The 14,749-nt window shown below is 37.4% G+C and carries 11 protein-coding genes; 9 read left to right on the top strand and 2 right to left on the bottom strand.

Annotated features, from left to right (window positions below; all coding sequences use genetic code 11):
- Nucleotides 1-11 precede the first annotated feature (11 nt).
- The 9 genes from U0R11_RS06150 to U0R11_RS06110 all read left to right on the top strand — a co-directional run bounded on the left by U0R11_RS06150 (nucleotide 12) and on the right by U0R11_RS06110 (nucleotide 10,088).
- The gene (locus tag U0R11_RS06150; RefSeq protein ID WP_406750606.1) at nucleotides 12-1,103 is read left to right on the top strand and encodes a HigA family addiction module antitoxin; all 1,092 of its coding nucleotides are present in this window, start codon (nucleotides 12-14) and stop codon (nucleotides 1,101-1,103) included.
- 11 nt (nucleotides 1,104-1,114) lie between these two features.
- The gene (locus U0R11_RS06145) at nucleotides 1,115-2,959 is read left to right on the top strand and encodes an ATP-binding protein (RefSeq protein ID WP_406750604.1); all 1,845 of its coding nucleotides are present in this window, start codon (nucleotides 1,115-1,117) and stop codon (nucleotides 2,957-2,959) included.
- A gap of 3 nt (nucleotides 2,960-2,962) precedes the next feature.
- Nucleotides 2,963-4,612, top strand: a complete 1,650-nt coding sequence (locus U0R11_RS06140; RefSeq protein ID WP_406750602.1) for a site-specific DNA-methyltransferase — start codon at nucleotides 2,963-2,965, stop codon at nucleotides 4,610-4,612.
- Nucleotides 4,613-4,615: 3 nt separating this feature from the next.
- Complete coding sequence (locus tag U0R11_RS06135; RefSeq protein ID WP_406750601.1) at nucleotides 4,616-7,231, top strand: DEAD/DEAH box helicase; 2,616 nt, start codon at nucleotides 4,616-4,618, stop codon at nucleotides 7,229-7,231.
- A gap of 40 nt (nucleotides 7,232-7,271) precedes the next feature.
- Nucleotides 7,272-7,439 (top strand): hypothetical protein, encoded by a 168-nt coding sequence (locus U0R11_RS06130; protein WP_406750599.1) that lies wholly within the window; start codon nucleotides 7,272-7,274, stop codon nucleotides 7,437-7,439.
- Nucleotides 7,440-7,654: 215 nt separating this feature from the next.
- Nucleotides 7,655-8,383 carry a TIGR04255 family protein gene (locus U0R11_RS06125; protein ID WP_406750597.1) on the top strand — a complete coding sequence of 243 codons (729 nt, stop codon included), beginning with the start codon at nucleotides 7,655-7,657 and terminating at the stop codon, nucleotides 8,381-8,383.
- Nucleotides 8,380-8,823, top strand: a complete 444-nt coding sequence (locus U0R11_RS06120) for a hypothetical protein (RefSeq protein ID WP_406750596.1) — start codon at nucleotides 8,380-8,382, stop codon at nucleotides 8,821-8,823. The genes U0R11_RS06125 and U0R11_RS06120 overlap by 4 nt, the downstream gene beginning before the upstream one ends.
- Entirely contained in the window at nucleotides 8,813-9,241 is a 429-nt protein-coding gene (locus U0R11_RS06115) for a DUF7689 domain-containing protein (RefSeq protein WP_406750594.1), read from the top strand. The genes U0R11_RS06120 and U0R11_RS06115 overlap by 11 nt, the downstream gene beginning before the upstream one ends.
- A gap of 316 nt (nucleotides 9,242-9,557) precedes the next feature.
- Nucleotides 9,558-10,088, top strand: a complete 531-nt coding sequence (locus U0R11_RS06110; protein ID WP_406750592.1) for a DinB family protein — start codon at nucleotides 9,558-9,560, stop codon at nucleotides 10,086-10,088.
- Nucleotides 10,089-10,140: 52 nt separating this feature from the next.
- On the opposite strand, the gene U0R11_RS06105 is transcribed toward U0R11_RS06110, so the two are convergent.
- Entirely contained in the window at nucleotides 10,141-10,593 is a 453-nt protein-coding gene (locus U0R11_RS06105; protein ID WP_406750590.1) for an SRPBCC domain-containing protein, read from the bottom strand.
- Between the two features lie 87 nt (nucleotides 10,594-10,680).
- Entirely contained in the window at nucleotides 10,681-14,301 is a 3,621-nt protein-coding gene (locus tag U0R11_RS06100; RefSeq protein ID WP_406750588.1) for a family 78 glycoside hydrolase catalytic domain, read from the bottom strand.
- Nucleotides 14,302-14,749: the final 448 nt, after the last annotated feature.

The raw sequence follows: 14,749 nt of genomic DNA, 5'->3' as shown, positions 1-14,749 counted from the left end.
AAAGAATCAATATGGCAACAGCACTCGAAATAGCCAAATCATTACTCTCCCCTCCTGGTGATACCATTCAAGAGCATATTGAATTGATGGGCATGAGCCAAGCCGAGCTTGCTGAAAGAATGGGCAGACCTAAGGAAAAAATCAATGATGTCATTAAAGGTAGAGAACCCATTTCTACAGCTACTGCCTTTCAATTGGAAAAAGTGCTGGGTATACCGGCTAGTTTTTGGCTCAACAGAGAAAAGAGCTACCGCCAAGAACTCTACGAATTACAACAAAGAGAAGAACTAGAAAAAGAAATTGATTGGCTGGATGCATTTCCAATCCATGAAATGCGTAAATTAGGTTGGTTACCCAACACAAAACAGAAGCATATTTTGATAGACAAGCTCTTGAAGTTTTTTAGTGTGGCCTCAGCTGAGGAATGGAAACGGATTTATGTAGATGAGCAGGTATCTGTTGCATTTAAAATCTCATTGGCACATACCCAAAGTCCTCATGCTATTTCAGCCTGGTTGCGCCAAGGTGAAATACAAGCCAAGCAATTAAAAATAGCCGAATTTGATAAAAAGAAATTCAAAGAAGCATTGACTGAAATGAAAGAATTGGCTTTTTTGATGCCTGAAAATTTTACCCAAACATTGCAAAATATGTGTGCTTCCTGTAGCGTGGCGCTGGTATTTACGCAAAACTTACCCAAAGCCCCTATCCGTGGAGCTACGCGCTGGTTTCATAACAAACCTATCATTCAAATGGCAGGCAGGTTTAAAACGAATGACCATTTTTGGTTTATTTTTTTCCATGAAGCAGCACACATTATTTTGCATGGGAAAAAGGATGTTTTCTTAGAGAATGTAGCAGGAACAGAAATGGACCAAGAGAAGGAAGAGGAAGCCAATGCCTTTGCAGCCAAACTATTATTGCCAGAACATGAATGGCAACAAATCCTAGATGCGGCTCCATTAACTGAAGAAATGATCCAAGCCTTTGCCCATAAATTCCGAACGCCCGCAAGGGTCATCCTCAGCCGATTACAACATGAAGGGCTCATGCCTTTTCATATGTGTAATGGACTTATGCAAAAAATTGATTTATATAATTAAAAAGATTTGTAATGAAAATAATTAGCTTGATACTCGAAAATTTTAGAAGTTACAGAGCGCCAGTGAAAATATCTTTCAATGACCTAACAGTATTAATTGGGAAAAATGATATTGGTAAATCTACTATTTTAGAAGCACTTGATATTTTCTTTGAGAATAGAAAAATTGACACAGATGATATCAACATTGAAGCAAAAGAAATCGGAGAAACAGCAAAACTAACAGTTGTATTTTCTAATCTACCGGACGAAATAGATTTAGATGCAGGTGCAAAGACAAACCTAAATGACGAATATCTTTTAAATTCAGAAGGACTTTTAGAAATAAAGAAAGATTTTACAAGCCTCACAAAGCCCAAAACTTATATTATATGCAATCATCCATCAAACGAAAATGCAAATGACTTACTATCATTAAAAATTAAGGAACTACAAGGTCGAATTAAAGAACTTAATATTGAAGGCGACTTTAAAGCAAGTGTAAAAAATGAAATTAGAAAGGCAATTTGGCAATCATTTGGTGCTACACTGACATTTTCTAATACCGAATTAGAAATAAGTCAAGAAGGAGTAAAAGATGTTTGGGACAAATTAACTCCGTTGCTTCCATTATTTGCATTATTCCAGTCTGACAGAAAGAATGACGAAAAGGATAAAGAAATTCAAGACCCTTTAAAAGTTGCAGCCGAACAAGCTTTGAAAAAACATCTTGTCGCTTTAAATGCTATCAAAAAACAGGTTGAAGATGAAATTGCTGAAATTGCAAATTTGACTATTGACAAACTTAAAGAAATGAACGAAGAAGTTGCAAAGCAACTCAAACCTCATTTCCCCCCTGAGTTAAAATGGGCTGACTTATTCAAACCGACACTCACGAGTGATGATGTCCCTATGAACAAGCGTGGTAGCGGAGTAAGAAGACTTTTATTAATAAACTTTTTCAGAGCGGAAGCAGAAAGAAAAAGACTCGAAAAAAACATTCCAAATGTAATTTACGCAATTGAAGAGCCTGAAACTTCACAGCATCCTGACTGGCAAAAGAAATTGATGGATGCTTTGAAAGAGCTTGCTGAAAATGGAGTTGCCCAAATTATTACAACTACACATAGCCCTTCCTTGGCAAGTTTGGTTGAAGTAGAGAATATCCGCTTCATTTATAAAGAAGATGGAGTGAATAAAATTGAAAACGGCCATAATGATAATCTTGACACAATTGCTAATACATTAGGAGTTTTACCTTCTTTACAGAAAGAACCCGAAGAAGTAAAACTATTTCTGTGTTTGGAAGGTCCGACAGATATTGAGTTTTTCAATAAAGTATCACCTCTTTTTGGAGTTGATTTGATTAATGACAGCCGCATTGTAGCTATAAGTTTAGGAGGCGGAACACTAGGACAATGGGTAACGAATAATTACTTGAAGAAATTGAACAAACAAGAAGTCCACATTTACGACCGTGATGTAGATGCAAAATATCAGCCTTTTGTGGACGAAGTGAATAAAAGGGGCTTAGACCATTTTGCGACTTTAACACAAAAACGTGAAATAGAAAATTACTTTCACGAAAGCATTGTAATTCCAAGTTTTAAAAATCATGATGGTTTTACTATAGCCGTTACGATAGATGACAATTCTGGCATTCCAGAATTAATTGCCCAAGCAAGACACAATGAAAGGAATCCTGCTAATCCTTGGGTATCACAATCATCACGCTATAAAGAAAAGTGCATGGGTTTCGTAAAAAAGCATTTGAATACCTTAACGGCAGGCAACATGACAATAGCAGTTTTACAGCAAAGACTTGCTTTTGATGAAGTTAATAACTGGTTTGAAGAAATTAAGAAACGATTGAATTAAGCCATGCCCACACTACACTGGATAGGAAAAGATAAAGTAATCAATCATCACTTGGATGTTCCGTTTAAAGTATTGGAACACTCCTGCGGCTTTGACAATGGAACTCCAACCGAACAAGAAACCAACTGCGGAAACAGAATAATACATGGCGACAACCTTGAAGCCCTAAAAGCCCTTTTGCCCGAATACGAAGGACGAATAAAATGTATCTACATAGACCCGCCTTACAACACAGGAAACGAAGGTTGGAAGTATAACGATAGTGTCAATGACCCTAAAATTAAAAAATGGTTAGGTGAGACTGTTGGTAAGGAGGGAGACGATTTGACAAGGCACGATAAATGGCTTTGCATGATGTATCCACGATTAAAACTCCTTTACAAATTACTTTCAAAGGAAGGGATAATATTTATTTCTATTGATGATAATGAATATCAAAATTTAAAATACATCTGTGATGAAATATTTGGAAGACAAAACTTTATAACAAATTTCACATGGAGAACTGATGGTAATTTTGATAACCAAGCCAAAATAAAAATTAACCATGAGTATATATTATGTTATTCAAAAGATAGTGGTTTATTCGAGCATCCAAAAGTAGTTGACCCTAACATTCCAGAAGGAAGTAAATTATTTAAGACGGAAATAAGAAATACTGTCGTTAAAAATGGGCCAAAGAATCCTATTAGTGAAATATTATTACCCATTGGATTCCCATCTGATATTGAAAATGGTGTAATACAAAAAAGAACAATTGCTTGGCCCCACTATAAAAATGAAGCTTCAATAACTAATTTCAAATTAAAAAATGAAGTAATTGTAGAAAGCGGCTGGAGTTCTAAAGGTATACTTGAAGACTTTATAAAATCAGGATTCAAACCTGTAAAAGACAGCAAAGGTCAAGACACAACATTTGTAATATCTAAGTCAGGTGCAATTGAAAATATAAAATCAAGGGCAGAAGCAAGCCACGTAGTAAGTTCACTTTACAATATGGGCAGTACACAAAACATGAGTGCTGACTTAAAAAAGATGGGAGTTGATTTTGATTATCCCAAATCTTTAACGTTAATCCAATATTTAATTAGCATAATCAATGGTGAAGATTTTATCGTGCTAGACTCTTTTGCTGGTTCGGGAACAACAGCACATGCAGTTTTAAATCTCAATCAGATAGATGGCCGTAATAGAAAATTTATAATAATAGAGATGATGGACTATGTTGACAAGATTACATCTGAACGAGTAAAACATGTAATCAAAGGTTTTGGCACAACCGAAGGCACTGGCGGAAGTTTTGATTTTTATCAATTGGGACAACCCATGTTTTTAGAAGCTGGTAAGTTGAATGAACTGGTAGGCGTGGAGAAAATTCGCCAATACGTTTATTACACCGAAACCAAAACGCCACTTACACCAACCAAACATAAAGACAACAAACATTTCTTGGGCAAGCACAATGACACAGCGTATTACTTCCATTACGAGCAAGACGAAATAACCACTTTAGACCATGCTTTTTTAGCCACCATGAAAACCAAAGCCGAAGCTTATGTGATTTATGCCGACAACTGTTTGCTCACAAAGGATTTCATGACGAAGCACAATATCATTTTCAAGAAAATACCAAGAGATATAACAAGATTTTAAGCAATGGAATTAAAACCATATCAACAACAAGTAATCAACGACCTTGCACTTTTTTTGGAAAACATACAAGAAACCAAAGACGTAAAAGACGCTTTTTATAATTTTTGGGCACAGCACCCGAGAACGCCTTTGTTTCCGTATTCAGGCACAGCCATTGAACCATACAAAAACAATGTTCCCCGTGTTCCGCACATTTGCGTAAAAGTGCCAACGGCAGGCGGAAAAACCTTTATTGCCTGCAATGCTATTAAAACCATTTTTGATGCCTTGGCTTACGACAAACCAAAAGCTGTTGTTTGGTTGGTTCCGTCCATTACCATTTTAGACCAAACTATTAAAAACCTAAAAGACACCAACCACCCTTACCGCCAAAAAATCAATTCACATTTCGGCAACAAAGTAGAAGTATTTGACAAAGCAGAATTATTGCAGGGAAGCGGATTTAATGCCACTTCAGTAAAAGAAGCTCTGAACATTTTTGTATTGAGTTTTGACAGTATACGTACCGCAAATAAAGATGGCAGAAAAGTATTTGAGCAAAACGGCTCATTGCAATCTTTTGAAGCATTGCTCGGCAAAGACGAAGAAATTTCGTTAATGAAAGTAATGCAATACTTAAACCCGATGATAGTGGTGGACGAAAGCCACAATGCCGAAACGGATTTAAGTGTAGATATGATCAAAGAATTTAACCCTTGTTTCATTCTTGACCTTACCGCAACGCCACGCAAAAACAGCAACATCATCAGTTTTATTGATGCCTTAGAGTTGAAAAAGGAAAATATGGTAAAACTGCCTGTTATTGTTTACAATCATCAGGACAAAACAGAAGTAATCAATTCGGCTTTACAACTTCAAAAACGTTTGGAACTGCAAGCCTTTGAAGAAGAAAAGAAAGGCGGAAAATACATTCGTCCAATTATACTGTTTCAAGCACAGCCTAAAAACGGCAAAGACTTTTTGAACGAAGAAGAAGAAAAATCAAACGTTCAAAAACTGAAAGAAAAACTCCTTGAGTTGAAAATTCCTGCCGAGCAAATTAAAATCAAAACGGCAAACATCAACGAAATAAAAGGCATAGACCTGATGAGCAAAGGATGTGAAGTCCGCTACATCATTACAATTAACGCATTAAAAGAAGGTTGGGACTGTCCGTTTGCTTACATCTTGGCATCATTAGCAGATAAAAGTTCGGCAGTTGATGTTGAGCAAATTTTAGGCAGGGTTTTACGCCAGCCGTATGTGATGAAACATAATTTTCCATTGCTCAATTTGAGTTATGTATTAACTGCATCAACTAAATTCCTTGACACATTAGACAACATTGTGAAAGGTTTGAACAAAGCAGGTTTTAGCGACAAGGATTATAAATTGGCTGACCCTGCCATGTTGGAAGAAGCCAAAAATCAAGACCCATTACAACAATTGACTGTTTTTCCAACAACCGAAACACCAACAGAAGATATTACTTCAGACATTGATATAACCCGAATTTCTGCACCATCAGAAACAGAGTTGCTAAACACAACCGTTTCAGAAATAGAAAAAACTGCTATTGAACAAAATGAAGCCTTTGAAAAAACGGTTTCAGAAATGGAAGCCAACCATAAAACGGCATTGCCAAACGAAATACAACAACTTGTGAAAACATTCAGTATAAAAGAAATTTTCAGAGAACAGGCAGAGCAAATCAATTTGCCGCAGTTTTATTTAAAAGTTCCTGCTAACGACTTATTTGGTAAGAAAGAGGAAGAATTGCCTTTAGAAAAAGAAAACCTTTTAGAAGGTTTTCCATTGAGCAAAGCCGAGACCAACATAGCGTTTGATAGCATAACTTCTGAACTCTACAAAGTTGACTTGGACGAAACCAAAAAAGAACATACACCAACATTTGTAAGACTTGACGGAGAAGTGAAAGAAAGCGTAATGACTTACATTCTTGACCCTTCACGCAAAGACAGCCGAGTAAAGAATTTCACTAAACGGCTGATGGACTTAATTGGAAATATGTTTCCAATTCCTGACAAGGAAATTGAAAAATACATTAATCGAATTTTAGAAGATTTTAATGAAGAGCAATTCAGCGACTTAGCAGCTAACGAATACACTTATAAAGACAAAATTAAGTTTAAAATAATTTCACTTTCAGAACAGTTTGCAGAAAAGAAATTCAAGGAATTCTTGGACACAGATAAAGTGTTCATGAAACCATCGTTCACTTTAGCTAATAGCATTTCTCCAGGCGAAACTGCTAAAGATATTACTAAATCGCTTTACGAGAAAGAAGGAAGTTTGAACAGCTTTGAAGAACATGTTATCAATGAAGTTGGGAACATGACAAATATTGCTTTCTGGACAAGGAACATAGAACGAAAAGGATTTAGAATTAACGGGTTTATTAATCATTATCCTGACTTCATCATTCACACAAAAAGCGGCAAGACAATTTTACTTGAAACGAAAGGTGACCACTTAGATGCCGAACAAAAAATAAGACTTGGCGGATTTTGGGCAGGTAAAGCCGGAAATAATTATCGCTATTTCATGGTTTACGGTAAACGTAATGTTGAAGGAGCATATAAACTAGAAGACTTTTTAAACATTATGAAAGAGATTTAACTAATAACTTTGAAATCATTTTGAATATATTTGTATTGCTATGCCAAATTTACTGACTAGATTAAGAGTGGCAATAGATCAAATAGAGATTAAATATTTAGAAGAACAAGTTATCAAAAGACCTAACAGCGAAGAAATAAAGAACAAATTAAAAGAAGTTAGAAATAACTTTGAAGATTTTGCTAAGTATGCTGGACTTATATACTAAAATAACAATGAGTATTAATACGAGACAGCTGTCAAATTTGCACTTTGGTTCATATATATTCATTTCTGTAAATTTTTCATTTTAGCAAGACAATTACACACTTCACATACACCAACGGTGACTGGCGAGAGAATGTTGAAGGTATTTAAAAGAATGCTCGAAAACAGTACAATAGACAAAAAAGTAGTGATAAAAAATTTGACTAATTTCATCTTATGAATTATCCAAAAGCTCCAATAAGAGAAGCTGTATTCGACATTCGAATTGACAAACTAAACATTATTGATGTTAGTGAACTTCTTAATATTAAGGAGGCCATTTCAAATGACTTTCCTATTGAGAAGAAGAGACATAATATTACAGGTATGTTTCAGTTTAGCCCTGATAAACCAATTGAAAGTAAAACCCATAGTGACTTAACAGGCTTTATCTTCTTGTCAGAAGACCACTCCAGGCAATTACAAATTAGAATTGATGGCTTTACATTAAACATTTTAAAACCATACGAAAATTGGGAGACACACTTTAACCTCTTCTTAAAATATTGGAATATTTACAATAAACAATTTTCACCTAATAACATTTTAAGAATAGCTACACGTTATATTAACAAAATTGAAATTCCATTACCTATTGATGACTTTCAGGAATATGTTTTAAATATGCCTCCTATTCCAAATTGCTTACCTCAAACATTTGCTAATTTTTTCATGCAAATTCAAGTTCCATGTAAAAGTGATTATAGAAATGTGGTAATAACTGAAACAATTGAGCCAATACTTAATTCGACTTTGCCATTTATTTTAGACATTGACGTTTTTCAAGAGCTTAATGTTAACAATTCGGTTGAAAGCTTAACTAAAAATTTTTCAGAAATTCGTAATATTAAAAACGAAATTTTTGAAAATTGTATTACAGAGAAAACTAGAAAATTATTCATATGATAAATACAGCCTATCCAACTATTCAAGAAAGACAAAGACCAGTCGCTGTTTCATATGAAGCTAATTTTGTTAGAAACAATATTGAAACTTGCCATGTCTTATTCGTGGGACAAAGTGTCGTAGTTCAAGAAATGTATAACCAACAGTTAAAAAAACGATTCGACTTCTTTAACTCAATATGGAAGAATGAAACAATATTTTCTTCAAGCATTTCTGAAATCACCAATAATTCTGCCTACAGGTCAATCATAGGTTTAGGACAAGATATTTTACCTTTTATAATTAACGACTTAAAAATAAATGACGCTCATTGGTTTTATGCTTTGGAGGCATTGACAGGGCAAAACCCAATTAAAGAATATCACAAAGGGATTGTTCCATTGATGAAAAAAGATTGGATTGAGTGGGCAACAAATAATAATTTAACCGATGAAAATTGAGTTTTCTCCATTTCCAAATAGTAAACATGACCCATTTCTAGTTACAAGCCCAAAAACAGCACATTACAATTGTATTGCTTGGGCATTCGGTGACGATACAAAATGGTACTGGCCTGATAGTGCTAAATACTATTTTTGGCCAACCGAAATTCCTCGTGAAGAAAAAATTGAAAGTTTTATTGAGCTTTTTAAATTAATTGGGTATAAAGTTTGCGAAAACGAAGATCTTGAGCCTGAGTATTTAAAAGTTGCTATCTATTCCGACGAATTTGGCAAACCAACTCATGCTGCAAGACAATTAAACAATGGCTATTGGACAAGCAAGTTAGGACAACATTTTGACGTAACTCACACAATATTTTCAATGAAAGATGGCTCATATGGAAATGTAGCTATATTTCTGAAAAAAAGAATATAACTACCTCCAACATGTGTCGGCTGAGCAATTGGCTCAATTGTTCTGTGTTTAAGAATTTCGTTTCCGCAAATTCTTTTGCTTAGCAAGACAAATAAACACTCCGCAAGTACTAACGATGGAAATACCAGAAATGTTTGAGGTGAATATATCAAACAGCAAAACAATAATAAAAAAATAACTACAGTTTTATTTCAATTGATACCTCTGCAAAAATCTTATTAATAATAAATACCCCACCCCCACAATATTCCCTCAATTCCTTTGAAATTTGACTTCTTTATTGGAATATTGACGCTTCAACCAACCTAAAAAAATCATGAAACGTTCTCGTTTATTCTTGTCACTCTTATTTGTATTAGGCCTTTGCCAAATGGCAGTGGCGCAATCGTCTGTTGATGCTATGGTCAAAGATTGGGAAAGATCTAAAGCATATACCAAAGAGTACCTAGACGCTATGCCTGAATCGGGTTATGCCCTAAAACCCACTCCTGAAATGCGTTCTTTTGCTGAACAAATGTTGCACTTAACCGATGCCAATTATGGCTTTGCTTCAGCTGCATCCGGTGAGAAAAGTCCCATTGCCATGGGTGCTTCTGAAAAAGCAACCGACAAATCAAAAGCCAATGTAACCCAATTGGTGATGGATGGCTATGATTTTGTCATCAGTTCTGTCAAAAAAATGACGGCTGCTCAAATGACGGAATCGGTTAAAATGTTCGGAAGATTCGACATGACCAAAGAAGCGGCCATCGCTAAATGCTTAGAGCATCAAGCGCATCACCGTGGTCAAACGACTGTGTATATCCGTTTGGCAGGAGCTAAACCTCCACAAGAGAAATTATTCTAGTCAAATCTATTGACGCATAGAAAAGGCAACCTCATTGGTTGCCTTTTTTGTTTTATGTGGGTAGCTGCTCCACGTACTTTTTGAAATTATCCAAAATCATTTGCCAACCCATCTGCTGCATCTCTTCTGGATTTTCGCTTTCCGGATCAAAAGATTCTTTGACCCAAACGCTATCGCCCTCTGGAATAAACTGAACGCTTACTCGGCGCCCATCTCCCAGGGTAATTTCTAGGTTTTTCAAGGGTTCTATTTGGCTATATGTGCCCCAAAAATCAAAGCTGAAGGAACCATCTTTGGCAGCCATTATATAATGAAACTCTTTCCCTATTTCTAAGGTATTGTGCGCCTCTGGACAATGCCAATCATCGCTAGCGAAGTTCCAATGCTTCACGTGTTCGGCTTTTGTCCAACAATCCCACACCTGCTGGATGGAAGCTTGAATGTTGGCGGAAACTTGAATTTGTGTCATATCATAATTTTTATCTGTCGTGAAATTATCAATCATTTTGATTTTATTCTTTCCTCTCATCCTTTTCCACCAAAAAAAGGCGATCCTTACGAATCGCCCTTAGTTGATTAATGGCGGGGTATTCTAGTTAAGCGGACTGACTTTGAACTCATAGGAACCTGAGTTTAATTCCATTTCTAAGAAATTTCCTTCTTGCTTGATACCTGAAATTCCTTTGGATTTTGTTACCTCTTGACCACCTTCTGTCACCTTTGCCGAACTAGCCGGAAGTTTCAAATGTGCCGTAGTATTGGCAGGAACTGTAAATGTATAGCTCATTACATTCCCTTCTTTTTTCCATTCACTACTTACTTTGCCATACATGGTTTCTACATAACCTTTGGCAAAATTGATTTTACCCGATACATCCGGTGTTGGTTGCAAGTGGAAGTGCTTAAATCCTGGCGAAACTACATCGCGTTGAATTCCTAAGGAAGTTTGGTACATCCATGCCGCAATGGCCCCAAAAGAATAGTGATTGAAGGAGTTCATGCTATTATTCCCTCCAAAACCATTTTCAATAGTATACGAATTTAGTCTTTCCCAAATGGTCGTGGCGCCATTAGCTACCGAATACAACCAAGAAGGATAGGTTTTCTGCGTTAATAAAGCATAGGCCACTTCATGCTGCTGGTTATTGGAAAGCGCATCGGCGATAGAAGCCGTCCCAATAAATCCGGTCATTAGTGAATATGGAGGGCGTGCCACTCCTTCATCGTCTTTGTTGGATCTTTGAACTGTCTCCACCAAATACTTCACGATGTACGGTTTATTGGTTTCATCAATCACGCCCAATGCCAAAGGAATGGCATAAGATGCCTGCGTGTCCATCAATTGTCCCTTGTCGGAGACAGGAGGCGTGGCAGGTGCTGCTGCAGGTGCTGCTCCCGGAGGGCCCATACGCGCCGCTCTTACTCCTGATTTCACGGTTCTGTGTGTATTTGGGTCGATGTAAACACTATTGATTGTTTTCTTCTTGCTTTCGTATTGACCTAAATAAGCACTTTCGTCTGACTTATTTCCTAAAATACCTGCAACCTGCGACATGATTTTTAGGTTATATGCCTGGTAAGTCATCCAGAAAAGGGTATTATCATTTTTGTTATTTTCTGGGCTCAACCAATCCCCCAATGGACCTTCATTGACAATGCCATTGGCTGGATCCACTTTCGTTTCCAAAAATGCCACATAGCGTTTCATGGCATCATAATGCTCTACCAACATATTCTTATCTCCATATTGTTGGTACGTTTCCCAAGGAATGATGATACCCGCACTTCCCCAAAGTGTTCCTCCAAATCCTCCCCCCATTGGAGCTACGTCGGTAAAACGCCCGTCGGCACGTTGCACATCCCGCATCGCCAATAAATGACGGCGCATGAAATTATTCACTGGAGCCATGTACGTTGCCGTCTTAGAGAAGACATTGATATCTCCACTCCAGCCCATTCTTTCGTTTCTAGCGGGAGTATCCGTTGGAATAGAAAGGAAGTTCCCTCGCATGGACCAAGTGATGTTATTCCACAATTTATTCACCAAAGGATCAGAGCTTTCATAGTAGGAACCTATGTCCTGAATGGAGGAAAGCACCAAACCTGCCACTTGACTTAAAGCAGGCGCTTGATCTAATCCCGTAATTTCCAAATAACGGTAGCCATGGAAAGTAAAACGTGGTTGAATGTATTCATCTCCGCCCTTTAAGATATAGACATCTTGTGCCAATGCCGCTCGGATGTTTTCCAGCATGATCATCCCTTTTTGCGAAGCATATTCTGCTAAATCAGGGTAAAGCACTTCGGCAAAACGTAAGGTAATGGTTTGACCCGCTTTTCCATTGGGAATGAATATTTTAGGAAAGCCTACCATATTTTGTCCCATATCATACACATACACGCCTTTTCTTGGCTCATGCATGGACTTCGCTTGCATCACTTTTCTCACTTGAACGGCATCATCCAATTGACCAACCAGCTTCATATCTTTGTAATTCAAGGCATTGGGCACATCTCCTACATAGGCTGTTCCTTCTAGAGAAATTTTTGCAGCGGGCTTCCAACCTTTCGCTTGGAAAGATGCCGTAGACCAGCCAGATATGGCAGCTTCTTTACGAGCATCATACACTTCCCCTTGGAAGAAACTACCGTAACGGATTGGGCCATCATTGCTATAAGTCCATTTTTCTGGATTTGTGGTAATAATTTGTTCCGTACCATCGGTATATTGAATCACGAGTTTAGCTAGTAAGGACTGGCGATCACCAAAGAAGTTCCAGCTATCACCACTAAACGTGATATTACCGCTCCACCAACCTTCACTTAACCAAGCTCCCCAGGCATTTTCGCCTGATTTAATGAGTTTAGTCACATCATAAGTTTGGTACAAATGTGTTTTATTGTATTGCGTCAAACCTGGATTAAAAAAGTCTTTCCCTACTCGCTCACCATTTAAGTATAATTCATAAATACCACGCGCAGTCGAATAAATACGTGCTTGTTTGATGGCTTTATTGGGAACACTGGCAAATTGTGTGCGTAACATAGGAGCGGCAAATCGGCTTGGATTGGCACAAACCAATACATTTTCTGAAGATGCCGAAATTTGGAATTGCTTTCCATCCCACTGAATGCCATTTTGTGTCAATAGACTAGGGTTTTCAGCCGCATCAAATAAGGTATTACTTGGGTATCGGAAGTTTTTAACCAAGACCCCAGAAAATAAGGCTTTTTGATTGGCTGGTACCTGAAATCCAATTTCTGAAAGCATCGGGAAACTGATGAAGTTGTTTCCTCTGCCTACTGGATTCAGATTAAGTCCCGATTGGCCTCCTCTGGGTGCAGCAGCAGCTCCAGCAGGTGCTCCGTTTATTTTGTGAACTGGGTCTATTTGGTCGATATAAAAATCAAAAACACCAAAATTACATTGAGCAAAAATGGTATGTTTCTGGTATTTGTTTGCGGGAGAAATAAGAGATTTAGCTATTTTAAAACTAGCAAAAGCCTTAGTTGGGCTATCCTTTTTGTCGTAACCTAGGCGATATACATTTAGCTGGGCTAATCCTGAATCTGACTCCGCCACACGGTTAATATCCAATTCCAATTGAATGTAGGAGGCATTGGGACCGCTGGCCACATCCATGATATTCAAATTTCTGTTTTGCAATCGAGGGTCATTTGCTCCAAAAACAAATGATGCTTTCGTGGATTTAGAGGCCTCATCCAGTTGTATACCAAATTGAATTTTGTACATGGATAAATAATGAGAATACAGCGGTAAGTCATTTTCGCCTATCCACTCAGCGCCACTCCATGCTTGTGCACTAGGATTTAATAATCCTGTTTCAAACCAAGAAGATGCCGAACTTACTTTATTTTGTTGATCCCAAACCTGAACGGTCCATTGGTATTTTTGAGACGCTTGTAAGGCCAAGCCTTCATAATTGATTCCTAAAGACAAGGGAGAGTTTACTTTTTTACTATCCCAAGCCACTTGGTTTTTGGCATCACGAACAAGAATTCGATATGCATATTGTTGATTTCCTCTGGATTTAGCTTGGGATTGCATTTGCCATGAAAATCGGGGATGTTGTTCATCCAATCCAATGGGTTGGGATTGGTATTCCACTTTCAAGTGTTGCAAGGAGTTTTGAGCCTGCAGATTTACTAAACTTATAAAGCTTAATAAGACGTATAATACATGTTTTTTCATCAATTAGGGATATTTTCATTAAATATGAGGTCTTTCATTGAGTTGTAAAAAATATTTCGATGAAAGACTTCTTTTAAGCGATAAAATTATCCTTAGGCATGTAAGGATAGTGTGGCATTAACGGTGGCTTCGAGAACCTCATTATACGGAGGCTTCGAGAACCTCAGCCACCATCGAGAGCCTCAGCCAACTAAGTAATAGTACGTGGCTTCGAGAACCTCAGCCACCATCGAGAGCCTCAGCTAAATAAATAATAGTGTGTGGCTTCAAGAACCAAAGCCACCTTTTCAATCAGTATATTCATTCCCCAATTATGTTGGCTTCGAGGGCCTCATTATACGGTGGCTTCGAGAACCTCAGCCACCGTGTGTAAAAAAGAAATAAACTGTTTCGGTGGTTGAAGTTCTCTCTCGATGGTGGCTGAGGTTGGGGCAGCCACCAAGATTTG

It is taken from the genome of Aquirufa salirivi (assembly GCF_045310485.1).
Taxonomy (GTDB): Bacteria; Bacteroidota; Bacteroidia; order Cytophagales; family Spirosomataceae; genus Aquirufa; species Aquirufa salirivi.
The sequence above is the reverse complement of the archived record's forward strand: the minus strand, read 5'-3'. Positions and strand labels throughout refer to the sequence as shown.